General features: G+C 57.6%; 25 protein-coding genes. 18 read left to right on the forward strand and 7 right to left on the reverse strand.

The window, feature by feature from the left end:
* Positions 1-3: 3 nt before the first annotated feature.
* Positions 4-1,608 (reverse strand): esterase-like activity of phytase family protein, encoded by a 1,605-nt coding sequence (locus MWU39_RS05900; protein ID WP_247159075.1) that lies wholly within the window; start codon positions 1,606-1,608, stop codon positions 4-6.
* Between the two features lie 123 nt (positions 1,609-1,731).
* Here MWU39_RS05900 and MWU39_RS05905 point away from each other — a divergent pair, with 123 nt between their 5' ends.
* The 3 genes from MWU39_RS05905 (at position 1,732) to creD (ending at position 5,357) form a co-directional block, all read left to right on the forward strand.
* On the forward strand, positions 1,732-2,121 hold the full coding sequence (locus tag MWU39_RS05905; RefSeq protein ID WP_281501079.1) for a BlaI/MecI/CopY family transcriptional regulator: 390 nt from the start codon (positions 1,732-1,734) through the stop codon (positions 2,119-2,121).
* Positions 2,118-3,806, forward strand: coding sequence for a M56 family metallopeptidase (locus tag MWU39_RS05910; protein WP_247159078.1), 1,689 nt, complete (start codon positions 2,118-2,120; stop codon positions 3,804-3,806). Before MWU39_RS05905 ends, MWU39_RS05910 begins: the two co-directional genes overlap by 4 nt.
* A 168-nt stretch (positions 3,807-3,974) precedes the next feature.
* Complete coding sequence (creD, locus tag MWU39_RS05915; RefSeq protein ID WP_247159080.1) at positions 3,975-5,357, forward strand: cell envelope integrity protein CreD; 1,383 nt, start codon at positions 3,975-3,977, stop codon at positions 5,355-5,357.
* Between the two features lie 76 nt (positions 5,358-5,433).
* On the opposite strand, the gene MWU39_RS05920 is transcribed toward creD, so the two are convergent.
* On the reverse strand, positions 5,434-6,297 hold the full coding sequence (locus MWU39_RS05920; protein WP_247159081.1) for a neutral zinc metallopeptidase: 864 nt from the start codon (positions 6,295-6,297) through the stop codon (positions 5,434-5,436).
* Between the two features lie 116 nt (positions 6,298-6,413).
* On the opposite strand from MWU39_RS05920, the gene MWU39_RS05925 reads away from it, so the two are divergent.
* From MWU39_RS05925 to MWU39_RS05955, 7 genes are all read left to right on the forward strand, one after another.
* A complete protein-coding gene (locus MWU39_RS05925) occupies positions 6,414-7,169 on the forward strand; it encodes a 3-hydroxybutyrate dehydrogenase (RefSeq protein WP_247159082.1) in 756 nt (251 codons plus the stop codon).
* Positions 7,166-8,653, forward strand: coding sequence for a M20/M25/M40 family metallo-hydrolase (locus MWU39_RS05930; RefSeq protein ID WP_247159083.1), 1,488 nt, complete (start codon positions 7,166-7,168; stop codon positions 8,651-8,653). The genes MWU39_RS05925 and MWU39_RS05930 overlap by 4 nt, the downstream gene beginning before the upstream one ends.
* A 124-nt stretch (positions 8,654-8,777) precedes the next feature.
* Positions 8,778-10,232: an IMP dehydrogenase gene (gene guaB / locus MWU39_RS05935; protein WP_247159085.1), complete on the forward strand. Its 1,455-nt coding sequence runs from the start codon at positions 8,778-8,780 to the stop codon at positions 10,230-10,232.
* A 9-nt stretch (positions 10,233-10,241) separates the two neighbouring features.
* Positions 10,242-10,499 carry a hypothetical protein gene (locus MWU39_RS05940; protein ID WP_247159086.1) on the forward strand — a complete coding sequence of 86 codons (258 nt, stop codon included), beginning with the start codon at positions 10,242-10,244 and terminating at the stop codon, positions 10,497-10,499.
* Complete coding sequence (locus tag MWU39_RS05945) at positions 10,496-11,674, forward strand: RsmB/NOP family class I SAM-dependent RNA methyltransferase (protein WP_247159087.1); 1,179 nt, start codon at positions 10,496-10,498, stop codon at positions 11,672-11,674. Before MWU39_RS05940 ends, MWU39_RS05945 begins: the two co-directional genes overlap by 4 nt.
* A gap of 62 nt (positions 11,675-11,736) precedes the next feature.
* Entirely contained in the window at positions 11,737-12,234 is a 498-nt protein-coding gene (locus MWU39_RS05950; protein WP_247159088.1) for a tetratricopeptide repeat protein, read from the forward strand.
* Positions 12,235-12,252: 18 nt separating this feature from the next.
* Positions 12,253-12,927 (forward strand): glutathione S-transferase family protein, encoded by a 675-nt coding sequence (locus tag MWU39_RS05955; RefSeq protein ID WP_247159089.1) that lies wholly within the window; start codon positions 12,253-12,255, stop codon positions 12,925-12,927.
* Here the strand turns inward: MWU39_RS05955 and MWU39_RS05960 are convergent.
* Together MWU39_RS05960 and MWU39_RS05965 are read right to left on the reverse strand one after the other, a co-directional pair.
* Positions 12,911-13,408, reverse strand: coding sequence for an RNA pyrophosphohydrolase (locus tag MWU39_RS05960; RefSeq protein ID WP_348646371.1), 498 nt, complete (start codon positions 13,406-13,408; stop codon positions 12,911-12,913). The genes MWU39_RS05955 and MWU39_RS05960 overlap by 17 nt on opposite strands.
* Positions 13,409-14,356 (reverse strand): alpha/beta hydrolase, encoded by a 948-nt coding sequence (locus tag MWU39_RS05965; RefSeq protein ID WP_247159090.1) that lies wholly within the window; start codon positions 14,354-14,356, stop codon positions 13,409-13,411.
* A 61-nt stretch (positions 14,357-14,417) separates the two neighbouring features.
* Here MWU39_RS05965 and MWU39_RS05970 point away from each other — a divergent pair, with 61 nt between their 5' ends.
* Genes MWU39_RS05970 through MWU39_RS05985 form a run of 4 tightly spaced genes read left to right on the forward strand, consistent with a single transcriptional unit; the run spans position 14,418 to position 19,305 of the window.
* On the forward strand, positions 14,418-15,377 hold the full coding sequence (locus tag MWU39_RS05970; protein WP_247159091.1) for a metal-dependent hydrolase: 960 nt from the start codon (positions 14,418-14,420) through the stop codon (positions 15,375-15,377).
* A gap of 15 nt (positions 15,378-15,392) precedes the next feature.
* Entirely contained in the window at positions 15,393-16,784 is a 1,392-nt protein-coding gene (locus tag MWU39_RS05975; protein WP_247159093.1) for a deoxyribodipyrimidine photo-lyase, read from the forward strand.
* A gap of 52 nt (positions 16,785-16,836) precedes the next feature.
* Positions 16,837-18,072 carry a cyclopropane-fatty-acyl-phospholipid synthase family protein gene (locus tag MWU39_RS05980; protein ID WP_247159095.1) on the forward strand — a complete coding sequence of 412 codons (1,236 nt, stop codon included), beginning with the start codon at positions 16,837-16,839 and terminating at the stop codon, positions 18,070-18,072.
* A gap of 30 nt (positions 18,073-18,102) precedes the next feature.
* Positions 18,103-19,305, forward strand: a complete 1,203-nt coding sequence (locus MWU39_RS05985; protein WP_247159096.1) for a serine hydrolase — start codon at positions 18,103-18,105, stop codon at positions 19,303-19,305.
* A gap of 10 nt (positions 19,306-19,315) precedes the next feature.
* Here MWU39_RS05985 and MWU39_RS05990 read toward each other — a convergent pair whose 3' ends face one another.
* The 3 genes from MWU39_RS05990 to purF all read right to left on the reverse strand — a co-directional run bounded on the left by MWU39_RS05990 (position 19,316) and on the right by purF (position 22,039).
* Positions 19,316-19,663 (reverse strand): PilZ domain-containing protein, encoded by a 348-nt coding sequence (locus tag MWU39_RS05990; RefSeq protein ID WP_247159097.1) that lies wholly within the window; start codon positions 19,661-19,663, stop codon positions 19,316-19,318.
* 168 nt (positions 19,664-19,831) lie between these two features.
* Positions 19,832-20,548, reverse strand: coding sequence for an SDR family NAD(P)-dependent oxidoreductase (locus MWU39_RS05995; RefSeq protein ID WP_247159098.1), 717 nt, complete (start codon positions 20,546-20,548; stop codon positions 19,832-19,834).
* 3 nt (positions 20,549-20,551) lie between these two features.
* Positions 20,552-22,039: an amidophosphoribosyltransferase gene (gene purF, locus MWU39_RS06000; RefSeq protein ID WP_247159099.1), complete on the reverse strand. Its 1,488-nt coding sequence runs from the start codon at positions 22,037-22,039 to the stop codon at positions 20,552-20,554.
* 231 nt (positions 22,040-22,270) lie between these two features.
* Here purF and MWU39_RS06005 point away from each other — a divergent pair, with 231 nt between their 5' ends.
* The 4 genes from MWU39_RS06005 (at position 22,271) to MWU39_RS06020 (ending at position 25,267) form a co-directional block, all read left to right on the forward strand.
* A complete protein-coding gene (locus tag MWU39_RS06005) occupies positions 22,271-23,509 on the forward strand; it encodes a lipoprotein-releasing ABC transporter permease subunit (RefSeq protein ID WP_247159100.1) in 1,239 nt (412 codons plus the stop codon).
* On the forward strand, positions 23,502-24,176 hold the full coding sequence (locus MWU39_RS06010) for an ABC transporter ATP-binding protein (protein WP_247159101.1): 675 nt from the start codon (positions 23,502-23,504) through the stop codon (positions 24,174-24,176). The genes MWU39_RS06005 and MWU39_RS06010 overlap by 8 nt, the downstream gene beginning before the upstream one ends.
* Positions 24,177-24,268: 92 nt before the next feature.
* Positions 24,269-24,778, forward strand: a complete 510-nt coding sequence (locus MWU39_RS06015) for a hypothetical protein (protein WP_247159102.1) — start codon at positions 24,269-24,271, stop codon at positions 24,776-24,778.
* A gap of 9 nt (positions 24,779-24,787) precedes the next feature.
* Entirely contained in the window at positions 24,788-25,267 is a 480-nt protein-coding gene (locus MWU39_RS06020) for a glutathione peroxidase (RefSeq protein WP_247159103.1), read from the forward strand.
* Positions 25,268-25,322 lie beyond the last annotated feature (55 nt).

Raw genomic sequence — 25,322 nt, forward strand, 5'->3', positions numbered from 1 at the left:
GAGCTATTCTGCGGCGGATTCAACGCGGCGCACATCAATGATTTTCACCGGATCGGCCAGCAATTGGCCGCGCATCATTCCTTCGCCCTTGTTCGGATCGGCCTTTGCCGCGTGGATAGCCGTGACGACATCCATCCCTTCTGTGACATAGCCGAACACGGCGTATCCGTTCTTCCAGATGGGATCGTCCGATTCAGGCTGCGCGTCCAAGCCGACCTGATCCTGCAACATGATCGAAAAATCACCGTTTGCGGTTCCGGGCTCACCCATCGCCATGGAAAGCGCGCCGCTCGTGTGGCTCAACCCGGTAACGTTCGTCGGCTCATGCTGAATGCCGTCCAGTATCCGCTTCGGATCCCATTGTGTGCCGCCCTGTATCAGACCATTCGGGCGAGGATCGCGGTCCAGTTTCATCGCACGATAGAATACGGTGCCATCGAACCGGTCTTCTTCCGCGTATCGAAGGAAATTGGCCGCAGTGATGGGCGCGCGCTCTGTTTCCAGAGCGACGGTAATGTTCCCCAGTGATGTTTCGATGATAACCGGGACCGTTTCATAAATGGTCGTGTCGATCTCGGTCGACGGCGGCGGAGGCAGGACAACGTCTTTACGAGCGGAGCGCACCTCAAATTTCATCAACAAGGTGCGCTGCCGATCTGAAAAATTGTCATCGGATGCGAGGTAAATATAGGTCCGGTCCAATTCTTCTCTGACGGTCAGGCCCTCAAAATTGTCGAGTGTAAGCGGAGGAAGAAAGCTGGCCACGGTCTCGGCCTTGTTCGCGCTATCCACCGCGACGATGGCGGCCGCGTTGCCTTGCTGCGGGGAATAGCTGCGGAACAGGATGTAGCATGTGCCGTCGCTCGTGCAGTCGGCATCGGTTGGCACCGCACCGCGCCCGTTCAACGGGGCAGGGGGGCTGACCTCGAAGCTGACAAGCCCGCCATCCCGTTCACGCATGCAGTTGAGGACATCGCTGCCCGCCCATTCGCCGCATGCAATCAAGCCGTCTGGCGAAACTGCCAGAGTTTCCATGCCGGCATTGCTTTCGGCATCGAATACGAGATCAGCGATAGGCAGGTCGGTGGCCTCTGCGCGGCTGTCCAATGAAGAATAGCGCCAGATGCGGTGATCACGCTCAAACGCGACCAGCCAGCTGCCGTCGGCGGATTTCGCAATCGCTTCTGAGTCTGCCTCTTCCTTACGCTTGAGCCGTTTGCCCTTGAGATCGAGCAGCGGGCCGCTTTCGATGTTGAAAATATCGAGCAGTTTGCCGTCCAACTCGTCGGTCTGGATTGCGAGCCAGCGTCCATCATCGGTGACGCCGTATAGCGTGCCATCGACCCATTCGAGCGAGGATATGCCGCCGATCTTTTCATCGCCCGGCTCAATGCCGACACCGCCATAATAGACCAGTTCGCCGACTTCGTTCGCCGCCGGGTCTGATGGATCAATGGACACTGGCTCCGTCAGAACGGAAAGCCCGGCTTCCTGTTGGTCCGCTGCGCTTTGGGCATTGTCAGGTGCTCTTGGTTCGGCGGTCACTGAACGGCTAGCTGCTGCCAAGAGTATGGCAGTCGACGCGATGAATGTTGAAAGCGTTGTCATTCGTCCGTTTTGATTGACCGTTTGCAGAAGAGCAAGGGGCGAGAGGGCTCGTTAATCCACGCTTCATGTTTACAAACGTAGTCGATGTGACTACAGATGTAATCAAGCAGACGGGAGGCCAGCTTGGCAAAGTCAAACGACACATCACCGGAGCGAATAAGCGAGGCAGAGCACGCCGTAATGGAAGTGCTGTGGGATCGCGAAACGGCAACAGCCGCGGAAGTTTGCGAAGAAGTCTGCGAAAAGCGTGGATGGAGCCTGCCTACGGTCAAAACGCTGCTTTCACGGCTCGTCCAAAAACAAGCCATTGAGACACGTCCTGACGGTCGCCGCTTTCTTTACAGTCCATTGATGCAGCGATCCGATTATGTCGGCGGTGAATCGCGGCGTCTGGTAGATCGACTGTTTGGAGGGAAGGCGGCCTCATTGGTCGCACATCTCGCAGAATCCGAAGCGCTCACAGGCGATGACCTTGCCGAGATCGAAGCTCTTTTAAAGGAGCTGAAACAATGACCGATTGGCTCTTTGATACGCTCGTTTGGACCGCTGCTCTGATCGCTTTGGTTCTTGTCCTTCGCCGGCCCGTCACGCGCTGGTTTGGTCCGCAATTCGCCTATGCGCTTTGGGCCTTGCCGATGCTGCGATTGCTGATGCCGCCGATTACCCTGCCAGCGTGGCTCAAGCCAGAGCCTGCGGCAAATGAAGCTCTTACAATTCTCCCGGCCCAGACCTCCATTGCTCCAGTTGCGACACAAAACACTGCGAGCGGTTTACCGTCTGAAAACGGAGCGGCAGCGACCGATCTGGTCACACCGATTACCCCGTCATCCAGTCTTGCGACACTTGTTGAGGCACTCCCTTTGGTGGAGATTGGATGCGCGGTGTGGTTGATCGGCGCTGCCATTTTTATGTGGCACCGGTTCAGCAGCTATTTCGAGCTGCGATCAGACTTGCTTGCAGAATCCCGCGAAGTGGGCCGCGAAGGCAAGGTTCGCTTGATCGAAACGCCGGGCACTAATGCACCGATTGCCTTTGGCGTGATCGACCCCGTTATTGCGATGCCGGAAGGGTTTATGGCCCAGCCAAACCGAACGGCGCGTGATCTCGCTTTGGCGCACGAACTTGCACACCATCACGGTCGCGATTTGCTGATCAATATTGCCGTGCAGCCCTTGTTTGCGCTGCATTGGTGGAACCCGCTCGGCCGGTATGGCTGGCTCGCGCTTCGCCGCGATCAGGAGGCGGCATGCGATGCGCGTGTCATGTCAAACCAACCGATCGAAGGCCGCGCCACCTACGCCAATCTCATCGCCAGTTTTGCCGCTGGTCCGAATGTCGCCCCCTCTAACACCGCTTTGGCTGCGCCAATGGCGTGTCCGGTGCTCGGCGACAAATCCATTATCCATCGTTTGAGGAGCCTGAATATGACCGAGACTTCAACCCGCCGCCGCTTGGCTGGACGCTTTATGATGGGCGCGGCGATCATTGCTTTGCCGCTAACCGCGTCGATCACATATGCTGAAAGCATCGCACCTGCGGCGCCTGCTGCCCCGGTTGCACCAGCGGCCCCGCTTGCACCTGGAGTGAATATCGCACCTCCAGCGCCTCCGGCTCCTCCTGTACCCCCGATTGCGCCAGCGGCGGTCTCTGCCAGCGCCATTGTCACGATTGACCCGGATACCGGCGTTACGATTGAGCAAGATGCAGACACCAGTGTCTACGTCTACGAGACAGCGGACGAAGACGGAAAAACCCGAACCAAAACAAAAACGCGCGTCAGGAAGATCGAGCTTAACAACAAGGGCGAGAAGCTGACCAAAGAAGAGCGTGAGGAAATCCTCGCCGAGCTGCGCGAAGACCTGGCTGAAGCCGATATCGATATCAAAAACGCGATGAAGGAAGTCGAGGTCGCGTTTATCGAAATGAACGGCGCCAAGGGCGAAAAGAGCCGCACGATCGTGAAGTCCGAATGCCGCGGCGACAGCGATGAAGTGGCGACTGTCGAAGAGAAAGAAGGCGAAGTTCGCAAGGTCTATCTCTGCCAAACCCGCGTTATGGCTCACGCGTTGAAAGGTTTGAAGGAAGCTCGCCGCTCCATCGCTGAAAGTGCCGACTTCCCGAGTGATATGCGTAAGGATGTACTCCGTGAAATCGACAGGCAAATCCGCGAATGGGATAAAGCGCAAGCTGACGGCTAAGCCATTCACCGCCAGTTCGCGCGGGCAAAACTAACAAGGGCGGCAGGTCACCTTGGTGATCTGCCACCTTTGTTTTCTGGTTCAGATAGAATTCACTTCATCGCTCACAAAGCACAACTCGTCTCACATTTAGGAGGATGAGCGATGAGTGGTGAACGAAGCCCCGGAGTGAAATTATTATTCGCCGGATTGGTCGGAGCGGCGCTGATAGTGCCGCTAATCATGGTCTATTGGTTGGTGAGCGATCGCCAGCATCAGGCGCGGGTGGCGCAGGCCTCTATCACCGAAGGGTGGGCCGGACCGCAGACTGTATCGGGGCCGCTTTTGGTCGTGCCTTATACGGTGACCCGAGAGGTCACAGAGCAGGTCGACGGAAAGACTGTGAAGCGCACAACCACGTCACGGCAAAATCTCTACATCTCTCCCAGCGAGCAAGATCTCGACACGACAATCAATCCAGAAGTTCGCTCGCGCGGGATAATCCATCAATCGGTTGTCTACGACGCGGCGATCACCGGATCGGCGCGTTTCGCGATGCCAGCTGATCTCGATCGGTTGGGCGTTGAAAGCGATCAATTGCTGCTTGATGAGGCGTTGTTGCAATTTCCGATTTCCGATCCCAGCGGTCTGCAAACGGCAGCCAACCTTTCTGTTGGCGGCAATGCACTCGACCTGAGGCCCGGCCTCGGCAATCAGCAAAGCGGATCGGGCGTTCATACATTTTATGATTGGGCGGATGGCGAAGAGTTCACTCTCGATTTTGCCTATTCCCTGCGTGGTAGCCGGGAATTCAGCATGGTCCCGCGCGGCGAAGAGACGAACTTTGCGGTCAATTCAAGCTGGCCGCATCCAAGCTTCACTGGCGTTTTGCCGAGTGATACAGACAAAGAGATTGGCCCGGACGGCTTCAAAGCGAAATGGTCCATTTCCAACCTCGCGCTTGGTCAATCACTGGTCAGCACCAGCGCGCCAGCAAATCCCGCCGTCGTGATAGACGAATACGATAACCGCTATGCGGAGATTTCTCCGAATGAGCATATGTCTGGCGCTAGCATTGCAACGATCCGCCTGATGGAGCCGGTTGATCTCTACAAACGGGTGGAGCGGGCGCTGAAATACGGTTTCCTGTTTATCGGCTTCACATTCCTTGCGTTCTTGATGTTTGACATCGTCGCGGGGGCAAGAGTGGCTTCGGCGGAATACTTGCTGACCGGTGCGGGCCTGATCCTGTTCTTTGTGATGCTGCTCGCCTTTGCCGAGATGATCGGGTTTGCATTCGCCTACATTGTTTCCAGCGGCGCCATCATCGGATTGCTGAGCGCGTATAGCGCGGCGGTTCTGGGCAGTTGGAAACGGGCGAGGGTGATCGGCGCGCTGCTGATCGGGCTCTACACCGTGCTCTATGTTCTGCTAAACCTTGAAGCATGGTCGCTTGTGATCGGATCGCTGATGCTGTTCGTGGCGCTGGCAGGCGTGATGTACGCCACTCGCGCAATCGAATGGTCCAAAGTGAGCATTCGTGAAACTGACGAAGGCGAAGCAGCGGCTTAATCGAGCGTCTGCCACGAAAAGGGGCCGAAGCGGCATCAACCGCTCCGGCCCCTTTTTTAATCGCCAACGTGCTGGTTTAGCGCATGTCGAAATAGGTGTCGCAAACGGTGTCATCGGCGCCCTGAAGACCGCGTCGCAGCGCATCCATGCGTTGCTGGCTGGTGCCGTGGGTGAAGTTTTCCGGATTGATCCGCTGGCCTGAACGACGCTGAATACTGTCATCGCCAATTGCGCTGGCGGCCCGCAAACCTTCTTCCATATCGCCGCGTTCGATCCGGTTGCGGTTCTTGCCCGCCCATACGCCAGCGTAGCAATCGGCCTGCAATTCCATGCGGACTTGCAGCTCGTTCGACCGGCGCGGATTTTGCTGTTGCAGGCTGCGGACCTGTGTGGCCACGCCAGTTAGGTTTTGAATGTGGTGGCCGTATTCGTGCGCGATCACATAAAGGCGCGCGAAGTCACCGCCCGTGCCGCTCATTTGCGCGAGCTGATCATAGAACGCGGTGTCGATGTAGATGCCGAGGTCGGCAGGGCAGTAGAACGGGCCTGCTGCCGATGACGCATTGCCGCAGCCGTCAGTGCGGACTGGCCCTGATGGGTAAAGCACAAGCTCTGGCTGACGGAAGGGGATGTCCGCCCGTTCAAAGGCGGGCTGCCACGTCTCGTTCAGGCTCTGCAGCGCGTTGCAGGCTTCGGTCGCGTATTGGTTTTGGCTGCAGAGCTGTTCTTCGGAGACGTTCGTTTGCTGCTGCGTCGGTGCGCCTTGCGTCTGCCCGCCATCAATCGCGCCGATCATCTGCGCCGGATCGACGCCAAAGACGAGCGCCGCGATAAGAGCAATAACAAGCGTACCGCAACCCACGCCGCCAGCGCGGCGCGCTCCGCCACCGCCGCCGCCGCGAACTTTGATCTTCGATGTGTCGAACCGATTGAGCCGCACGCAAATTCTCCCTCATTTTGGGCCGAACGCTTTCGTTCTGGTCCCAATGAAATGTCTGGACAGTCTGTGCGTCACAAGCGACAGAAAGCCTCCACTTGATTTCACGGATATGATTGATGTTCCTCAAAGGCAAATCTGCTCTTGTAACCGGATCAACCTCTGGCATCGGCCTCGCGGTGGCGCGGGCCCTGCGTGCCGAGGGTGCAAGAGTGATCCTGAACGGCCTCGGTGATCCAGATGAAATCGCGAAGCTACAGGCGGAACTGGAAGCAGATTTCAACGGCGCAAACCTGCTCGATCCGGCGGCTATTGAGACGATGATGGGAGAAATCGGCCCGATCGATATCCTCGTCAACAATGCCGGTATGCAATATGTTTCCCCGGTTGAGGATTTCCCGACCGACAGGTGGGACGCGATCATGGCGCTCAATCTGTCTGCGCCGTTTCACACCTCGCGGCTCGCCATTCCAGCTATGAAGGAAAAGGGCTGGGGCCGGATTATCAACACGGCCAGCGCACACTCCCTGACCGCGTCTCCCTTCAAAAGCGCTTACAACGCCAGCAAGCACGGCATCGCCGGTTTCACCAAGACGATTGCGCTGGAATTGGCGCAGACGGGGGTGACCGCCAATTGCATCAGTCCGGGCTATGTCTGGACGCCTCTTATCGAGGGTCAAATCCCCGATACGATGGCCGCTCGCGGGCTTTCGCGTGATGAAGTCATCAATGATGTGCTGCTCGCCAAACAGCCGACCAAAAAGTTCGTTCAACCCGAGGAAATCGGCGCTCTGGCGGTTTTCCTGTGCCGGGAAGAGGCGGGCAACGTCACGGGTGCGAATTGGAGCATCGACGGAGGCTGGACCGCGGAATGATCAGAACGGGGGCAAAACGGGGGCTGGCGCTCGCTGCGCTCTTGGCGCTTGGCGCCTGTGCGGGCGGGTCAAACATCGCGAGCGTTCCGGCTGAAGAACGAAGCGCAATCGAACAGCGCCTGACACGCGATATCGCTATCCTAGCCAGCGACGAGTTTGAAGGTCGCAAGCCCGGCACTCTGGGCGAAGAGCGGACCGTGGCTTTTATCACGGAGGAAATGCAAAAGGCTGGCCTAGTATCAGGCACCAATGATCCAGGCAGCGCATGGCGTGCGCCCGTACAGCTTGTGCGCACAAAACCGTTCACCAGCCGGATTGAGTTCAAGCTGGGTAGGCGTAAAGTCGAGCTGAAGGCTGACGCAGCTGCGGCGTTCACTATGCGCCGCCGCGAGCTGGTAGAGGCCGCACCATTGCTTTTCGTCGGCAAAGAAGCGGAAAGTGTTGCGCCCGAAGACATCGTCGGACGCGTTGTAATCATGCTTGGCGAACCGGGTGTAAGCCCCAGCCGTCGCGCGACATTATTTGAAAGCAATCCGGCGGCGATCATCACAATTGTCGAAGATGACGCCGCTATGAGCCGGGTAAACCGAGCTTACGGACGAGAGCGCACCATGCTGGCGAGTGAGGCAGAGGGAGCGCTGACAGCATTCGCAACACAGGCGGCAATGACCGACGTGTTTGGCGAAAAGGCGTGGGACAAATTGGTCAAATCGGCGGATGAGGGTGACTTTGCACCGCTTGAAATCGGTGAAAGCGCAACGGTCGAAGCGACATCAGAACGGGTCGAGTTCACGAGCTACAATGTGATCGGAAAACTGCCCGGTGCGGTGCCAAATTCGGGTGCGGTCTTGTTACTGGGCCATTGGGATCATCTTGGCGCTGAATGCGGTGCAGAGGATGCCGAGGACCGGATCTGCAATGGCGCCGTTGATAATGCCAGCGGCATTGCCGTGATGCTGGAATTGACCCGCAGGCTCAAAGCGATGGGCGCGCATGACCGCGATATCTATCTTTTGGCCACCACTGCCGAAGAAGCAGGCCTGCTGGGCGCACGCGCCTTTGCTGAGGCGCCTCCTGTGCCGCTCAATTCGATCGTCGGCGCGTTTAACTTCGACACCGTCGCTATCGCACCTGCGGGAAGCTCTGTCGGCTTTATCGGCGAAGGAGAAACACCGCTCGACCCGATTATCCTCGATGTGATGCAGAAATCCGGTCGCAGGCTTGGTGATAGTGACTATGCGGCCCGCTTTGTACGCAGGCAGGATGGCTGGGCATTGCTTGGCGAAGGCGTGCCTGCGGTGATGCTGACCACGGCCTTTGGCTCCGAAATAACGACCGGTCCGTATCTTTCGGGTAATTATCACGGCGCGGGTGATGAACTGGACACTATCGTTCTTGGCGGTGCAATCGACGACCTGCTGCTGCATCAGGAAATTGTCAGCCGAGTAGCCAATACCGGGTTGTATTCGCCGCCTGCCGAATAGGAACTTGGTTGAATACCGTCGATAGAGGGAATTCAGCCCCTAGCGCTTAGGCGAAAGCGGGCCTAAATGGGCCGCCACGAATCTCCCGGCGTGAATGACGCCGGCACAATAGGAAGTGGCGCATATGGACATCCCTCTCGGTCTGACATTTGATGATGTGCTGCTGCGCCCGGCGGAAAGCAGCGTCTTGCCGAGCATGGCAGACACCAAGACCATGCTGACCCGCGAAATCGGGCTCAACATCCCCATTCTTTCGTCTGCCATGGACACCGTAACAGAGGCCGATATGGCGATTGTCATGGCGCAACTAGGCGGAATAGGCGTGCTTCACCGCAATCTCGAACTGCCAGAGCAATGCGCCGCAGTACGCGCTGTTAAACGCTTTGAAAGCGGCATGGTCGTCAACCCGATCACTATCGGACCGGACGCGACGCTCGGCGATGCGCAGGCTCTGATGGACCAGCACAAGATCAGCGGTATCCCTGTTACAGATCATGGCGGCAAGCTGGTCGGTATCCTGACCAACCGCGATGTTCGCTTCGCGGAAAATCCCGCGCAGCCGGTTCGCGAATTGATGACGACAGAGAACCTCGCCACGGTTCCCCTCGGCACGTCACAGGAAGCCGCTCGCCGTCTGCTGCACCAACGCCGCATTGAAAAGCTGCTGGTTGTTGATGATGCGTATAAATGCATCGGTCTGATAACGGTCAAAGATATCGAGAAGGCTGTAAACTATCCGAGCGCGACCAAAGATGCCTCGGGCCGCCTTCGCGCTGCTGCTGCGACGACGGTAGGCGACAAAGGTTTCGAGCGGTCAGAGGCTCTGATCGACGCAGAGGTTGATGTTGTCGTCATCGATACCGCGCATGGGCACAACCAGGACGTTAGCCGCGCAGTCGAGCGCGTTAAAAAGCTCTCCAGTTCGGTTCAGGTTGTCGCTGGCAATGTTGCTACTGCAGAAGCAACACGCGCATTGATTGATGCGGGAGCCGATGCCGTGAAGGTCGGTATTGGTCCGGGTTCGATCTGCACCACGCGCGTTGTCGCGGGCGTTGGCGTGCCTCAGCTTACGGCGATTATGGACAGCGCGAATGAGGCGGCGAAGTCTGGCGTGCCAGTGATCGCAGACGGCGGACTGCGCACCAGCGGCGATGCAGCCAAAGCGCTCGCAGCAGGCGCAAGCTCAGTCATGGTAGGCTCCATGCTCGCTGGTACAGCCGAAAGCCCTGGCGAAGTGTTCCTTTACCAAGGGCGCAGCTACAAAGCGTATCGCGGCATGGGCAGCGTCGGTGCAATGGCGCGCGGCAGTGCGGACCGTTATTTCCAGCAGGACGTTTCTGCGATGAAACTTGTTCCAGAAGGCATTGAAGGTCAGGTACCCTTTAAAGGGCCCGCCGCCAATGTGATCCATCAGCTCGTCGGCGGCGTAAAAGCGGCCATGGGTTATACCGGATCGGCCACGATTGCAGACTTGCGCGAACGCGCGAACTTTGTGCGCATCACCAATGCTGGCCTGTCTGAAAGCCATGTTCACGACGTGGCGATCACCCGCGAAGCACCAAATTATCCAACCCGTTAGGATTCAAACATGATCGAGATTGTCCCTGTGATGCTGTTCATTCTGGGATGGCATCCAGACAAGCCGGGCGAGATCGATTTTCAGCGGGTTGAAGTCATATTCACGTCGCCCGAGAAATGCGAAGCCGAAGGCGTGAAAATTGCGTCTAGGATGACTTTGGCTGCGAGCGATAAGTCGGGTGCTACATACCAGCACCGCTGCATGGATATTCCTGCGGTTGAAGAGTTTGAAGCGGCATACGATTTTGACAGGTCACCCGCGAAATGATGCCCGCAGCCCGCGTACAGGCGGCTATCGAACTGCTTGATGCGATCATCGACGGAGCAAAGCGCGAAGGCGCCCCTGCGGACCGGCTGATCTCGGCCTATTTCAAACAGCGCCGCTATGCCGGATCGAAAGACCGCCGCGCCGTGCGTGAATTGGTCTATCGCGCAATCCGGCATTGCGGCGAAATCCCGCGCACTGGCCGTGCTGCGATGCTGGCCCTCGCACAGGATGACGCCCAGCTTGTTCCATTGTTTGATGGTTCAACCCACGGGCCGCCAGCCATTGGCGGCAAAGAACAACCTGCCGACGCTGGAATTGCGCCAGAGTGGCTGATCAAATCGCTGGCAGCATCTGGCATTGAAGGCGAAGCGGCGCAGGCCATGCTGGGCCGAGCTCCGCTCGATGTGCGGGTCAACACGCTCAAAGCAGACCGGGAAACGCTGGAACTGCCTGAAGCTTTCGAAAAGCTCGAAGCCCCCAATGCACTGCGCCTCGCTGCCGGTACGAATGTCGATCAATGGCCGGTATACCGTGAAGGCAAGATCGAAGTTCAGGACCACGGTAGCCAGATTGCCTGCCTGGCCGCCGATGCCCGTTCCGGCGAAACCGTGATTGACCTTTGCGCCGGGGCAGGGGGCAAAACGCTCTCGCTCGCAGCGGCCATGGGCAATATGGGTGAGTTAATCGCCGCCGATACCGATCGCGGCCGCCTTTCAAAGCTTAAGCCACGTGCTGAGCGCGCCGGAGCTGGCATGGTCCAGACGGTGCTGCTTGATCCGAAGTCCGAATTGGAAGCGCTCGAAGGATTCGTCGGAAAAGCAGATTTGGTGCTGGTTGATGCACCGTGTTCGGGCACCGGCACATGGCGGCGCAAGCCCGAAGCGAAATGGCGCCTGACGCAAGCATCGCTCGAAGGTTACGCGCGTTTGCAAGACGAATTGCTCGAGATCGCAGCCAAACTGGTCAAGCCCGGTGGGCGCATCGCGTTTGTCACCTGCTCGCTGCTGGACACAGAGGGCAAAGATCGGGTCGCTGAGTTCCTCGAGCGCAATGAAGGCTTTACTGCCGAGACCCCTGAGTTGCCGCTTGGTGTGCCGCATGGCGACGGTGTACGCCTTGATCCGTTCCAACACGGTACGGACGGATTTTTTGTCGCCATCATGCGCTGTGCATGATAGCCCAATGATCTATGGCTAAGCCTTTGCCTTTCCGGCTTGCTGATCTCAAGGAGCCCCTTATGCGTTTCGCGCCTGCCGCTGCTGCTTTGTCACTTTTTCTGGCGACCACCGCCAGCGTAGGCATTGCGCAAAATGATAGTGCAGCCGATCCGCGTGCCGCTTCGTTGATCGCTCAGGGTGATGCGCTTCTCAACGCTGGTGATACGCAAGGCGCGATTGACGCGTATGAGGCCGCGCTGACGGTGGATCCGGGCTACACGCCGATCTTTCTTAGTCTGGCGAATGCGGCGCGCCGTGACGGGTTACAAGGCAAGGCAATCCGGTATTACCGCGAAGCTTTGACCCGCGATCCGGGAAATTTTGCAGCAATTTCAGGCGAAGGCGCCGCATTGGTAGAAAAGGGCGCTTTGGAGAAAGCTAAGCGTAACCTTTCGCGCCTAGAAAGCCTGTGTGGTTCAAACTGTCCCGAAACGCTGGCTTTGCAAACCAAGATCAATGCAGGGCCACCCGCGCGCCTCGCTGCTGATACAGCAGAGGATGCTCCGACCAGTAACTAGAAATTGGAGTGATTTCCTATGTTGACGCTCCATCATCTTGAATGTTCACAAAGTTTCCGGATTCTCTGGCTTCTTGAAGCGTTGGGCGCTCCCTACGAATTGAAGAAGTACGATCGCGATCCGGAAAGCAATCTGGCGCCTGATGAATACAAGGCGCTTTCGCCTCTGGGCACTGCGCCAGTTGTGACAGACGGCGACCTTGTATTGGCCGAAAGCAATGCGATCATCGACTTCGTTCTGGATTCGTATCCGGAAAGCGATTTGCGTCCCGGTGCCGGCCACAAAGACCGTGCTCGCCATTTGTTCTGGTTTCACGCGGCTCAAGGTTCTCTAATGTCGATACAGAGCGTGGGAATGGTGCTGACGTTGTTGGAAACGCGCACGCCATGGCCGGTAAGTTCAATGCTGAGGACCGTGTTTGGTCAGGTGCGGAAAGTCTTTGTGAAGCCGCGCCTCAGTGCCCTGTTCGAGCTTATGGAAAGCGATCTTGCCAAGAAACCGTTTTTCGGCGGCGATAATTTGACCGCAGCTGATATTACGCTGGTTTATCCGATGTATGCGGCGCGCGATCGCGGGGCATTCGACACCGAATATCCCAATATCTCCGCATGGTTTAACCGTATCGAATCGTTGCCATCATTTATCGCAGCGCGCGTCAAAGACGACCGCGAACGGATCAATTTCCGTTTTTGATAAGCGGAGCAAACTCGGCGACGAGTGTTTCATAGACCACTCGCTTAAACGGCACGATTAGCTCCGGAAGCTGGGCGGGTTCAACCCAGCGATAGGCGCGAAATTCCGCCGGATCGTGAGCGTTGAGGTTGATATCGCTATCGGCTCCGAGAAACCGGCCCAGATACCAATGCTGGATCTGGCCGCGATATTTGCCCTTCCAGATGTTTCCGATGAGGTCTGCGGGCAGATCATATTCCAGCGGTTTTGAAGCAGGCGCGACAATTTCAACGAGATCGGCACCGATGCCGGTTTCTTCTTCCAACTCGCGCAGTGCTGCGGTTTGCGGGTCTTCGCCTGGATCAATTCCGCCCTGAGGCATCTGCCAGAAACCGTGCGTGCGCTTGTTGATCCTCTCGCCAGTGAAGACATACCCTTCGGCATTCACCAGCATAAACCCGGCGCAGGGGCGGTACGGCAGATCGTCGTGCTTCGAAGACACTTATGCACTCTCCAGCATGGATTTCATTGCGGCGATCACACGTTCCAGATCGCCCTGTGCGCTCGGCACGGCCCCGCGCAGATTGGTAAAGCTGTGTGTCATCCCGCGCATTTCGAGGAACGTGACATCGCGCCCTGCATCGACGAGCGCTTTGGCATAGTCACGGCCTGAATCGCGGATCGGATCAAGGCTGGCGGTGACACAGACGGTTGCTGGGGCGCTTGAATGGTCGCCTAGGATCGGGAAACCACGCGGATCGCTTCGATCTGCTTGATAGGCGGCGTCGAAGAATTCGATAGCGGTCTTGGTCAGGACAAACCCGTCAGCAAATTCCTCAAGGCTGGCCGAACCCATCGCGTCACTTGCGAGCGGGAACAGCGGGACCTGCAGGACGACAGCTGCTTTCGCAGGGTTCGCGGACAGTAATTGGCCGACCGCAATAGTCGCGGTTCCGCCTGCGCTGTCTCCGATGGTGACAATGCCGGTGGCTTCGCGGCCCAGTTCTGATGGGTTCGAGGCGATCCAGCGGGTTGCGGCCTCACAGTCTTCAATCGCCGCAGGGAAGGGCGCCTCGGGAGCCCGACGATAATCCACCGCGACCAGCGGCAGGTCCATCAACGCAGCAATCTCTGTGCAGAGCGCGTGGTGCGTGTCGAGATCACCGATCACAAAGCCGCCGCCATGGTAAAATGTGATGATCGGGCCCGCCTCACGTGCTTCGCGTGCGTCATAGAGCCTCAACGGAATGTCGCCCGCCGGGCCGGTGCAGGAAAGATCGCGGATCACGGCCAGATCGCGGGCAGGGCGGTCTGCCATGCCGTGCAAGGCGAGGTAGGACGCGCGGGCCTCTTCAAGCGTCATATCCGCGATTTTGGGGCCATTCATTGCAGCCAGACCGTCAAGAAATGCTTTCATATCCGGGCGGATATAGGGGCCTGTATCGGTCATGTTCGGGAACTCTCCAGCGCGTGTTTTGACGGACCTATGCACCATCGCTAATCCGTTGCAAATGGACAACTTAACTCACAGCCTCGTCGGCGCGGTGCTCGGCCAGACGGGCCTCAAGAAAAAGACCGGTTTGGCGATGCCGGCCCTTATCATCGGTGCGAACCTGCCCGATGTCGATGCGGCGTGTTTCTTCTGGCTTGAGGGAACCGAGCATCTCGGGTTTAGGCGCGGGATCACGCACGGCCCGCCTGCATTGGTGATCCTGCCGCTGATTCTCGCGGGGCTGCTTTGGGCGTTTGACCGCTGGCAGGAAAAGCGCGGGAAACGGCCCGAGGGCCGGCGTCCGGTGCATTTTGGCTGGCTGTACGGATTGAGCTTTATCGGAGCTTTGTCGCACCCGCTGTTTGATTGGCTGAATGTCTACGGCATCCGGTTCTTCGAACCGTTCTCCTCGCAGTGGTTCTATGGCGATACGCTATTCATCATCGATGTATGGCTGTGGGCCATGCTGATCGTGAGCGTGTGGTGGTCACTGCGCAGCGAGAAGAAGGGCGGCAATTGGACAAAGCCTGCTTGGGTCGGGATTGCCGCTGGGCTGGCGTATATCGGGATGAATTGGGCGATTAGCCATCGACCACTGCAAGTCGTAAATTACGATGGACCGGGGGCCGAACGGATTTCGAGCCCCGTTCCGTTCTACTTTTGGGAACGGGAAGTAATTCGGGTTGGTCGAAATTGGCCGGGGCTGGCTTCAGAAGCGAGGCAATTGCCTTATCTCGAGAGCGAGCAACGTCCATTGATAGATCCAGATGATTTATGCTCAATCCCCGACCTGTCTCAAGAAAGGCAGACAAACTCTCAGCTCGACGCCTTCCTCTTCTGGACCCGCGCACCCTTTGCCGAGCGCGCTGAAGACGGTTCAGTTATCCTTCGCGATGCCCGTTTCTACGACCCGCGCGCTCGTGACCGTTTTTCCATCGCGTTGCCTGATGTGAAATGTGAGGAACTTCCCGAGAAGTGACGCGCTTCACTCAGTATGAGTGACACACAAATCGTCTGGCTGCGGCGCGATCTGCGCATGGCCGACAATCCCGCCTTGTTTTCCGCCGCCGCCCAAGGGCCAGTGGTGTGCGTCTATGTTCTCGATGATGAGGCAGCGGGGCATCATGCCTATGGCGGCGCATCGCGCTGGTGGTTGCATCACTCGCTTGAGAGCTTTTCTAAAAGTCTAGGCAACCGGAACGCAAAACTCATCCTGCGGCGCGGCGATGCGGTGGAGGAGCTTTGTAAGCTGGCTGAAGAGCTTGGCGCGAAAACTGTCCATGCAAACCGGCACTACGAGCCATGGTGGCGAAAGGCGCAGGGCAAGCTCGCTGATAAGCTCGACGTGCAACTTTACGACGGCATCTACCTCTTCCCCGCCGGTCATATCACCACAGGACCGGGCAACCCTTTCAAGATATACACGCCGTTCTACAAGGCGATGCGCCAGCAATTCCCGCCGCGCGATGTGGTGCCGGAGCCGGAAACGCTATCTTCGCCCGATACATGGCCGCAGAGCGATGCGCTGGCGGATTGGAAGCTGCTGCCGACCAAACCCGATTGGTCGGGCGGCCTCGCGGAGTTTTGGGAAGTCGGCGAGGAAGCCGCGCATCAGCGTCTTTCCGAATGGGAGGACGATGTTGCGAGCTACGAGGACCGCCGCAATCTGCCCTCCGTCGACGGCTCCTCGCGCTTGTCCCCGAGCCTGCACTTTGGTGAAATTAGCCCTGTGCAAATCTGGCATGCGCTCAAACACATGCGATCCGATGGCTGGAAAAGCTATGAGAGCGAGCTTGTCTGGCGCGATTACGCCGCCAATGTGATCTGTCAGTTTCCCGCCTATGCGCGGGAGAATTACCGCGAGGATTATGACCAGCTTCAATGGCGTGATCCTGACACGGATGGGAACGCCGCGCGCGATCTCAAAAAATGGCAGCAGGGCAAGACAGGCTATCCCATCGTGGATGCCGGAATGCGCCAGCTCTACCAGACCGGATGGATGCACAACCGCGTCCGCATGATCACGGCCAGTTTCCTGATCAAGCACCTCCTGATCGATTGGCGCAAAGGCGAAGAGTGGTTCTGGGATTGTCTGTGCGATGCCGATTACGGCTCCAACGCAGTCAACTGGCAATGGAATGCGGGCACTGGCGTCGATTCCAATATGTTCGTGCGGATTATGGCGCCGCTGACCCAGTCGGAGAAATTCGATGCAGCCGCCTATATCCGCGAATATGTGCCGGAGCTCGCCGATCTGGATGCGCCCTATATTCACGATCCCGAAGAGCACGGCTGTCTGCCGAAAGCCTTCCCGCCCAAGATGATCGCTCATAAAGCCGGACGGGAACGGGCGATGAGCGCGTATAAAGCGATGAAAGACGGATAAGTTTTCGCCCGCCATCTTGCCCGCAGCGCCTGCTCGGGATTAAAGACATGCCATGGCGACGCAGGGGATCAGAGGCGAGGAACTGTTAAGCGGCGGAGAGCGTTTTGCGCCTCGCCCGAACCTGTTTTCGCGCCTGTTTGCTCCCGGTTTCAAAACCATGCTGGACCGCGTCGATCAGGGTTTCGAGCGCGGATCGATTACTGCGAAGCTGCCCGATGGCACGACGCGTGTTCTTGGCGGCAGAGCCCCAGGCTTTGATGTGCATGTCGATCTGAAAGACTGGCGGGCGCTGCTCCGGCTTGCGACCAGCGGCTCGGTTGGCTGGTATCAGGCGTACGAAGCGGGCGAGTGGGAAGCGGACAATCACGCGCATCTGTTTGCTTTGATGTCCGACAATGCCCGCACCCTTGGTGATACGGCGCGCAGTTCCGGTCTGTCGAAGTTGATCGCCCGCGTTGCGCATTATTTCAACCGCAATGATCGCGCCGGATCGGTGCGCAATATCTCTGCGCATTATGATCTGGGCAATGATTTCTACCGTTCGTGGCTGGATGACACGCTGACCTATTCCAGCGCGCTCGGTTACGGAGCAGACGGATTACAAGCCGCACAGTTTCGCAAACTTGATGCCATTGTAGAACGCTTGGGCGGCGCGAAAAGCGTGCTGGAAATCGGGTGCGGTTGGGGCGCTTTGGCGGAGCGGATCGCAGGAAGCGGCGCGGATGTGACCGCGATCAGCCTCTCAGATGAACAGCTTGCTTATGCCCGAGAGAACCGCCCCGCATCTATCGCTTTCGACAAGCGCGATTACCGTGACGTGTCCGGCCAGTTTGATGCCATTGCCAGCGTGGAAATGGTCGAGGCGTTGGGCCGCGAATATTGGCCGGCGTTCCTCGACTGTGTCGCGGGTAACTTGAAAACCGGCGGTCGTGCGGCGATCCAGTATATCTCTATGGCGGACGACCTGTTTGAGAGCTACGCGAACAGCGCCGATTTCATTCAGGCCTATGTCTTCCCCGGAGGGATGCTGATCAAATCCGCCGAATTTCGCGCGCTGGCGGAGGCGAGGGGGCTTGAATGGCGCGATCAGACCGATTTCGGGCTCGATTATGCCGCGACGCTAAAAGAATGGCGTATCGCCTTTGATCGGGCGGTCGCCGAAAGACGCCTGCCTGAAGGGTTTGATGAACGTTTCATCCGGCTTTGGCGCTATTACCTTTCGTATTGCGAAGGCGGGTTCCTCGCCGGAAATATCGACGTGCATCAGGTGACGCTCGTCAAAGCTTAGGCTAACCCTGCCTAAAGAGGAGACGAGATAATGACCATTCGCACAGCTGGACTTGCCGGAATCATCGCCATCGCGCTTGCAGGATGCAGCACGGGCTATGGCGGCGGATCGGATGTTCAAAGCGTCTCTTCTGCTCCTGCGCCCGCTGTGCAGCTCGTAACGCCTCTAGAGCGCGATCAGTCCGAATTACAGGTCCTGTTCTGGAATGATGCCCAACGTTCGGCACGTTTCCGCGATATGGAGAGCTGGTTTGCGGGGCATGAAGTGCCCGCCGCGCTCGAAACACGCGATCTGCCCGCAGGCGCACCTTTGAGTGCGGAAATTCAGGCTGACATCAAAAAGCTGATGGCGGACACAAACGCTGCTGGCGTAATGGTTCTGCAAGGGGGCAAAGTTCGCTTTGAGGAATATGGCCTCGGTCTGGGCGCAGAGGATCGCTGGACCAGCTTCTCTGTGGCAAAGAGCTTCACATCGACGCTGCTCGGTGCGGCTTTGAAAGATGGCAAGATCGCTTCTCTTGATGATCCGGTGACCAAATACATCCCCGATCTTGCCGGTTCCGCCTATGACGGTGTGACGGTGGAGCAGATCGCGACCATGACCAGCGGTGTAGCTTGGAACGAAGATTACACCGATCCGAACAGCGATGTTGCCGCGATGAACCGCTATGTGGTTGAGTATGGAGCGGACGCGATCGTCGCGCAGATGAAGACCCTCAAACGTGAAGCGCCCCCGGGTGAAAAGTGGGTTTACAAGACTGGCGAGACGAACCTGATCGGACTGCTGGTCGAGAATGCAGTCGGCATGTCATTGGCCGAATATTCGCAAACCAAGATAGTCGAACCAGCCGGGTTTGAAGGTGGGTTGTTCTGGATGGTCGATCCGCGCGGCGGCAATATCGGCGGCTGCTGCTTGTCGATCACCCTGTCCGACTATGCCCGTATGGGGCAATTCGCTCTCGAAGGCGGCGGCGATGTCGTCCCCAGCGGATGGTTCGGCGAAGCAGGCGATTCCAAAGTCGACTTTGGCGACACCGGTTTTGGCTACGGCTATCAATGGTGGACTTATCCCGGCGACAATTATGGCGCGCAGGGCATCTTCGGGCAGGCAATTACGATTGTGCCCGAAGAGGAACTTGTCTTCGCCATCATCAGCAACTGGCCAACCGCGACATCAAATGCGCATCGCGGAAGGGCGCGCGCGGTCGTTGCGAAGATCGCCGCCAGCGACTGAGCACTAAGGCTCAGATCGCTTTGCGGTAGATACCGGTGTTGCTGTAGCGTTGCAGGATATTGTCGTGCACAATCGGGCTAAGCAGCTCGGTGAAAGCGCAGCCGACGATGCAATTGTCCCACCAGATCACTTCTGACTGAAGCGATTCCAGACCGGGCAGGGTAAGCCAGCAGACTTGGCCTTCATGCATGCGATTGATCGATGCAGCCGAAAAGCCCGAGATCGATAGATCGTGCACCACGCTTTGGAACGCGCGGCCACCTGACGCGCGCAGCGTCGCCGGAATCGTCAGCTTCGTTCTTGGCGAGCAGCGATCTTCCTGCGCGGCAATGCTATATTTGTCGTGTTCGCTCGGCATAGCCTTTAAACCCTATTCAAGCAGCGTGTGGTCTCTTCGCCGTTTGGTCTCTGGTCGTTGGTCGACCGGAGTATTCAGCCCTTCAGCCTTTCGGCGGAATTGCGAAACAGGGTTAATTTTGACTTTACCAAAATTTTTCGGAGCGGTTCGCCGCAAAGCGAGAACGGCTTAACCGTCTACCCGCTCGCGGTGACCGGTTTTGAAGTCTTCTTGAACCAGAGCGACAATGCGCTCGGCGACGGCTTCTGGAGGTTTTACCGTTTCAGGGTCTTCGCCCGGATAGGCACGGGCGCGCATTTCTGTCCGCGTTGCTCCTGGGTCAACAATCGCAACTCGCAGCGAGGAGATTTTTTCGCTTTCCGAAGCGTAGCTTTCCAGCAAGTTATCAAACGCTGCTTTGGTTGATCCATAGGCGGACCAGAATGCGCGCGGCGCCGCACCAACGGAGCTTGTCAGGCCGATCACGCGAGCGTTTTCAGCACGGCGAACCAGCGGATCGAACGAAGCCAATAGAGCCTGCGTCGCCACGACATTGATCATCAGGGCTTGATTGAACTGCTTCGGATCAATCTGCGAAACTGGCGTGAGCTCTGGCAAATAAGCCGCTGAAAGACAGAGAATATCAAGGGTCTGCCACCGGCCGGCAATCGCGGCCGCGAGACGGCTAACGGCATCTTTCTCGGTCAAATCAACAGGGGCGATCGTTGAAGAACCGCCTTTTTCGTGGATTTTGTCTTCCACCGATTCCAGCTCTTTGACCTTGCGAGCGACCAGAATCACATGTGCACCTGCCTCGGCTAGGGCGATAGCGGTTGCAGCGCCAATGCCGCGGCTCGCGCCTGTGACAAGGGCAGTCTGCCCCTCAAGCGGTCTGGTATCTGTCATGATTTAGGCAGCCTTCGGATCTGCGAACGGCAATTCAGCCGACTTATCAGAGGTTTGATTGAAGTCTGTGAGGGAGGTTGGATACTCGCCTGTGAAGCAGGCATCACAGAATTGTGGGCAGGATGTGTTGCGTTTTTCCGATCCAACAGCCCGGTAAAGTCCATCAATCGAAATAAAGGCGAGGCTGTCTGCCTGGATAAATTCGCGCATTGGCTCGATATCCATGCGCGCTGCAAGCAACTTGCTGCGTTCGGGCGTATCGACACCATAGAAACAGCTATGCGCAGTTGGGGGGCTGGCGACGCGGAAATGCACCTCGGCTGCGCCAGCTTCGCGCATCATCTCGACAATTTTGAGGCTGGTCGTACCGCGCACGATGGAATCGTCGATCAAGACGATTTTTTTGCCTTCCACCAAGCCGCGATTGGCGTTGTGCTTGCGCTTTACGCCAGAGTGACGCGCGCTGTCAGATGGCTGAATAAACGTGCGACCAACATAGTGTGACCGGATGATACCCAACTCGAACGGGATGCCCGATTCCTGAGCGTAACCGATCGCTGCAGGAACACCGCTGTCTGGGACGGGCACGACCAAATCGACATCGCAGGGCGATTCCATCGCGAGTTGAGCGCCGATTGCCTTGCGAGCCTCATACACGCTCTGTCCGGCAAAAAAGCTGTCAGGACGGCTGAAATAGACGTGTTCGAAGATGCACGGCCGCGAAGGTTGCTTCCCAAACGGATGCAGGCTTTGAACTTTGCCCTCGAAATCGACCTGAACCATCTCGCCCGGTTCGACCTCACGGATCAATTCCGCGCCGATCACATCGAAAGCCACGCTTTCGCTGGCGAACACCACTGCATCACCCATCTTGCCCATAACAAGCGGGCGAATGCCGAGAGGATCGCGGCAAGCGATCATTCCTTCGGGTGTGGTCACGATTAACGCATAGGCGCCTTCTACAAGGCGGAGGGCGTCGATCAAACGATCAGCGATAGTCGGGTAGCGACTCGTCGCGACAAGGTGGATGATCACCTCGGTGTCGGAGGTCGATTGGAAGATCGAACCCTTGTTGACGAGGTCTTTGCGAAGCGCCTGAGCATTCGAGAAATTGCCATTATGCGCCACGGCAAACCCGCCGCTCGCCAATTCGGCATAGAGCGGCTGAACATTGCGCAGGCCCGCGCCGCCTGTCGTCGAATAACGGACATGGCCGGATGCCATATTGCCGGGAAGCTCAGAGATTGCCTCGGACGATGAGAAATTCTCTGCAACATGACCAAGGCCGCGGCGTGAGAAAAACTCTTTGCCATCATAGCTGGTGATGCCGACGGCTTCTTGCCCGCGATGCTGAAGGGCGTGGAGACCCAGGGCCGTCGCCGCAGCCGCGTCGGCTGCATTTATGGCTCCGAAAACACCGCATTCTTCGCGGAGCTTGTCACCATCCTCGTCATGAAAAGGGTGCGTGAGATTGGTGCGTGAAATTGACATCGCCAGATCCGTCCGCTGCGCTGCTCCGTCGGGTGCAGGCTCAATGGCGATGTTACGGATCAATTACAAGCGCGCATACGGTCTAATGCCCTCATTTTTGCGCCATACGGCGCTTTGAATGGGGTTATCTGATCCGCGTTACTCACAAGCGCGGTGGGTCTTTGGATTGTGCGCGGTGTTTGGCCCGCCTACAGCCTGCGTTCAGAAGCAATAAGTCAGCGCGCAACATACATGCTCACCCCTTTTGAAAGAATGATCGCAAAGCGGTACCTTTGGCCCGGTAGGGGCGAAGGATTCATCGCGCTTGTCGCCGGAATATCGGTTGGCGTCGTTATGCTTTCGGTCGCGATGTTGGTGCTCGTGATGAGCGTTATGGGCGGCTTTCGCGGCGAAATGCTGGATAAGTTTGCTGGCTTGAACGGCCACGCTGTTGTGCAGGCCTATGGCGGCAAGCTGGAGAATTGGGAGAACACGCTCGATCAAGTCCGCTCGACTGAAGGCGTTGTAAGTGCATCACCGCTGATTGAGCAGCCACTGCTTGCTAGCTTCAATGGCCGCGCAGTCGCCATCTTTGTGCGCGGCAACACCGCTGAGGATATCGCTGATTTGGGCGACAAGGTTCTGTTGGGCGATATTGCCAGCTTACAGCCGGATTCCGGAAAGGTTGCCATCGGCTCCCGCCTCGCGTCGAATATCGGTGCACGTGTCGGCGACACGATCACAATCATCAATCCTCAAGGGCGCACGACACCGTTCGGCACTTCAATCCGTCAGGTGGGGTACGAAGTTGGGGCGATCTTCGAAATCGGTCTTTATGATTTCGATGAGACGTTCGTGATCATGCCGATGCAGGATGCGCAGACGCTGTTATTGCTGGGCGATACGGTTGGCCTGATCGAAGTGACGGTGACCGACCCCGATAATGTGGGCGAGATCTTGCAGCCTGTTGAGGAAGCTTTGGTTGGGCGCGCAGTGATCGCGGACTGGAAACAGATCAATTCGACCCTGTTCGAAGCGCTTGAGGTGGAACGTGTCGCAATGTTCTTTGTCCTCAGCTTCATGGTGTTGGTGGCGTCTTTTAATATCCTTTCGAGTCTTGTGATGCTGGTGCGCGCAAAAACGCGGGACATTGCAATCATGCGAACCATGGGCGCGACGCGCAGAAGCTTGCTCAAGATTTTTGTGACAACGGGCACGACGATCGGCACGCTTGGAACGGTCTCCGGCCTCATTCTCGGATTCCTGCTGCTCTATTTCCGCAACGGTATCGTCGATGGGATCGCATATTTGACAGGTGTCGAGATCTGGGATCCTTCGGTACGGTTCCTGACAGAGCTGCCCGTTCGCGTGGATGCAGGCGAAATCATTGGCATCACCGCCCTGGGCATCGGTTTGAGCTTCCTTGCGACGCTTTATCCCGCGCTAAAAGCGTCCAACACCGATCCGGTTCAGGTGCTCCGTTATGAGTAATCCAATCGTCTCCCTGCGCGGTCTCAAGCGTAGCTTCGAACAAGGCGGCCAGCGCATCGATGTGCTGCGCGGCGTTGATCTGGATATTCAGCCCGGCGAGATTGTCGCGCTACTCGGTCCCTCGGGATCGGGCAAATCGACCATGCTGCAGGCTGTCGGCCTGCTCGAAGGCGGATTTGAAGGTTCGATTGCGATTGCGGGTGAAGCAGCGGAGAAACTGCCACCGGACCAGCGCACGCGTTTGCGCCGCGAGCATCTGGGTTTTGTGTATCAATTCCACCATTTGCTGCCGGACTTTGATGCGACCGAAAACGTGGTGATGCCGCAAATGATCGCAGGAACGGTGCGGGAAGCGGCGGTGCAGCGGTCAGAAAGCCTCCTCACCAGCCTCGGCCTCGGGCATCGTCTCACTCACCGGCCGAGCCAGCTTTCGGGCGGTGAGCAGCAGCGTGTCGCAGTGGCGCGTGCGCTTGCCAATCAGCCGACTTTGGTTTTGGCGGATGAACCAACTGGCAATTTGGATGAGGGCACATCTGATACCGTTCTTGGGCAATTCCTCGAATTGGTTCGCGGGGAAGGCAGCGCGGCTTTGGTCGCGACGCATAACGAGCGGCTTGCAAGCCGGATGGACCGTGTGGTGCGCCTCCACGATGGCCTGCTCAGCTAGTTCTTAGGCGAAGCGTATCACCGCTTTGCCGGTTTCCTCTTTGATCGGAGCCTCTGGCGCCTATCCTGACCGAGAATACGGGGAGGACACCAATGAATATCGCTTTTGCACTTTTGTTAGCCTTACAGTCCGCATCGGCAGCGACTCCGCCGCCGAGTTGCGATAGCGAAGCCCATGCGGGCTTCGATTTCTGGGTCGGTCAATGGGATGTCTATCCAAACGGACAGGAAACAAAGGTCGCCGAGAGCCGGATTGAGCGGTCCCACAATGGCTGTGCTGTCGTAGAAAACTGGATGCCCGCGAGTGGGCAGACCGGCACCAGTCTCAACCACTACGATAAGCAGGCTGGCGTGTGGCGGCAGAAATGGGTCGGTTCCTCACCCGGCGCTGTGGAGTTCACCGGTGGGGTTGTGGATGGCCAGATGGTGCTTATCGGCAATTGGCCATCGCCAAGCGCGCCGCATTCATTGGTGCGCATGACATACAGCAAGGAGGAAGGCGGCGCTGTCCGGCAATTCGGCGAAGTGTCGACCGATCACGGACTGACATGGCAAACGTCGTTTGATTTCCTATATCGTCCGAAAGCATCCGATGCCGAATAGGAAACAACCATGACCACCATCGCCGATTTCACCGTCACCACCAATCGCGGTGAAGAGCTCGACCTGTCCGAGAAAAAGGGCAAAGTCCTGCTCGTGGTCAACACCGCCAGCAAATGCGGTTTTACCCCGCAATATGACGGGCTGGAAAAGCTGTTTCAGGATTTCAAAGAGAAGGATTTTGAAGTCCTTGGCTTTCCCTGCAACCAGTTTGGCGGGCAGGAACCGGGCAATGCCGACGAGATCGCCGAGTTTTGCAAGGTCAATTTCGGCGTGACATTCCCGCTGATGGAAAAGGTCGATGTGAACGGCCCGGATGCCTCGCCTTTGTTCGACTGGATGAAGTCGGAGAAAAAAGGCCTGATGGGATCAACCTCGATCAAGTGGAACTTCACGAAATTCCTGATCGACCGCGAAGGCCACGTGGTAAAGCGTTACGGCCCGCAGGACACGCCCATGCAGATTGCGAAAGACGTCAAAAAACTGCTCTAATTTTGTCCGCACCCTGTGGAGAATTAGCGGCGCCAAAGCCTTCCGATTTTCCACC

The organism is Erythrobacter sp. F6033 (assembly GCF_023016005.1).
Lineage (GTDB): Bacteria > Pseudomonadota > Alphaproteobacteria > Sphingomonadales > Sphingomonadaceae > Erythrobacter.

What these genes read in the sequence shown, in the direction of transcription:
- MWU39_RS05900 (WP_247159075.1), bottom strand. Translation starts at nt 1,608, where the DNA reads ATGACAACGCTTTCAACATTCATCGCGTCGACTGCCATACTCTTGGCA.
- MWU39_RS05910 (WP_247159078.1), top strand. Translation starts at nt 2,118, where the DNA reads ATGACCGATTGGCTCTTTGATACGCTCGTTTGGACCGCTGCTCTGATC.
- MWU39_RS05925 (WP_247159082.1), top strand. Translation starts at nt 6,414, where the DNA reads ATGTTCCTCAAAGGCAAATCTGCTCTTGTAACCGGATCAACCTCTGGC.
- MWU39_RS05930 (WP_247159083.1), top strand. Translation starts at nt 7,166, where the DNA reads ATGATCAGAACGGGGGCAAAACGGGGGCTGGCGCTCGCTGCGCTCTTG.
- guaB (WP_247159085.1), top strand. Translation starts at nt 8,778, where the DNA reads ATGGACATCCCTCTCGGTCTGACATTTGATGATGTGCTGCTGCGCCCG.
- MWU39_RS05940 (WP_247159086.1), top strand. Translation starts at nt 10,242, where the DNA reads ATGATCGAGATTGTCCCTGTGATGCTGTTCATTCTGGGATGGCATCCA.
- MWU39_RS05945 (WP_247159087.1), top strand. Translation starts at nt 10,496, where the DNA reads ATGATGCCCGCAGCCCGCGTACAGGCGGCTATCGAACTGCTTGATGCG.
- MWU39_RS05950 (WP_247159088.1), top strand. Translation starts at nt 11,737, where the DNA reads ATGCGTTTCGCGCCTGCCGCTGCTGCTTTGTCACTTTTTCTGGCGACC.
- MWU39_RS05955 (WP_247159089.1), top strand. Translation starts at nt 12,253, where the DNA reads ATGTTGACGCTCCATCATCTTGAATGTTCACAAAGTTTCCGGATTCTC.
- MWU39_RS05965 (WP_247159090.1), bottom strand. Translation starts at nt 14,356, where the DNA reads ATGACCGATACAGGCCCCTATATCCGCCCGGATATGAAAGCATTTCTT.
- MWU39_RS05970 (WP_247159091.1), top strand. Translation starts at nt 14,418, where the DNA reads ATGGACAACTTAACTCACAGCCTCGTCGGCGCGGTGCTCGGCCAGACG.
- MWU39_RS05975 (WP_247159093.1), top strand. Translation starts at nt 15,393, where the DNA reads ATGAGTGACACACAAATCGTCTGGCTGCGGCGCGATCTGCGCATGGCC.
- MWU39_RS05980 (WP_247159095.1), top strand. Translation starts at nt 16,837, where the DNA reads ATGGCGACGCAGGGGATCAGAGGCGAGGAACTGTTAAGCGGCGGAGAG.
- MWU39_RS05985 (WP_247159096.1), top strand. Translation starts at nt 18,103, where the DNA reads ATGACCATTCGCACAGCTGGACTTGCCGGAATCATCGCCATCGCGCTT.
- MWU39_RS05990 (WP_247159097.1), bottom strand. Translation starts at nt 19,663, where the DNA reads ATGCCGAGCGAACACGACAAATATAGCATTGCCGCGCAGGAAGATCGC.
- MWU39_RS05995 (WP_247159098.1), bottom strand. Translation starts at nt 20,548, where the DNA reads ATGACAGATACCAGACCGCTTGAGGGGCAGACTGCCCTTGTCACAGGC.
- purF (WP_247159099.1), bottom strand. Translation starts at nt 22,039, where the DNA reads ATGTCAATTTCACGCACCAATCTCACGCACCCTTTTCATGACGAGGAT.
- MWU39_RS06005 (WP_247159100.1), top strand. Translation starts at nt 22,271, where the DNA reads ATGCTCACCCCTTTTGAAAGAATGATCGCAAAGCGGTACCTTTGGCCC.
- MWU39_RS06010 (WP_247159101.1), top strand. Translation starts at nt 23,502, where the DNA reads ATGAGTAATCCAATCGTCTCCCTGCGCGGTCTCAAGCGTAGCTTCGAA.
- MWU39_RS06015 (WP_247159102.1), top strand. Translation starts at nt 24,269, where the DNA reads ATGAATATCGCTTTTGCACTTTTGTTAGCCTTACAGTCCGCATCGGCA.
- MWU39_RS06020 (WP_247159103.1), top strand. Translation starts at nt 24,788, where the DNA reads ATGACCACCATCGCCGATTTCACCGTCACCACCAATCGCGGTGAAGAG.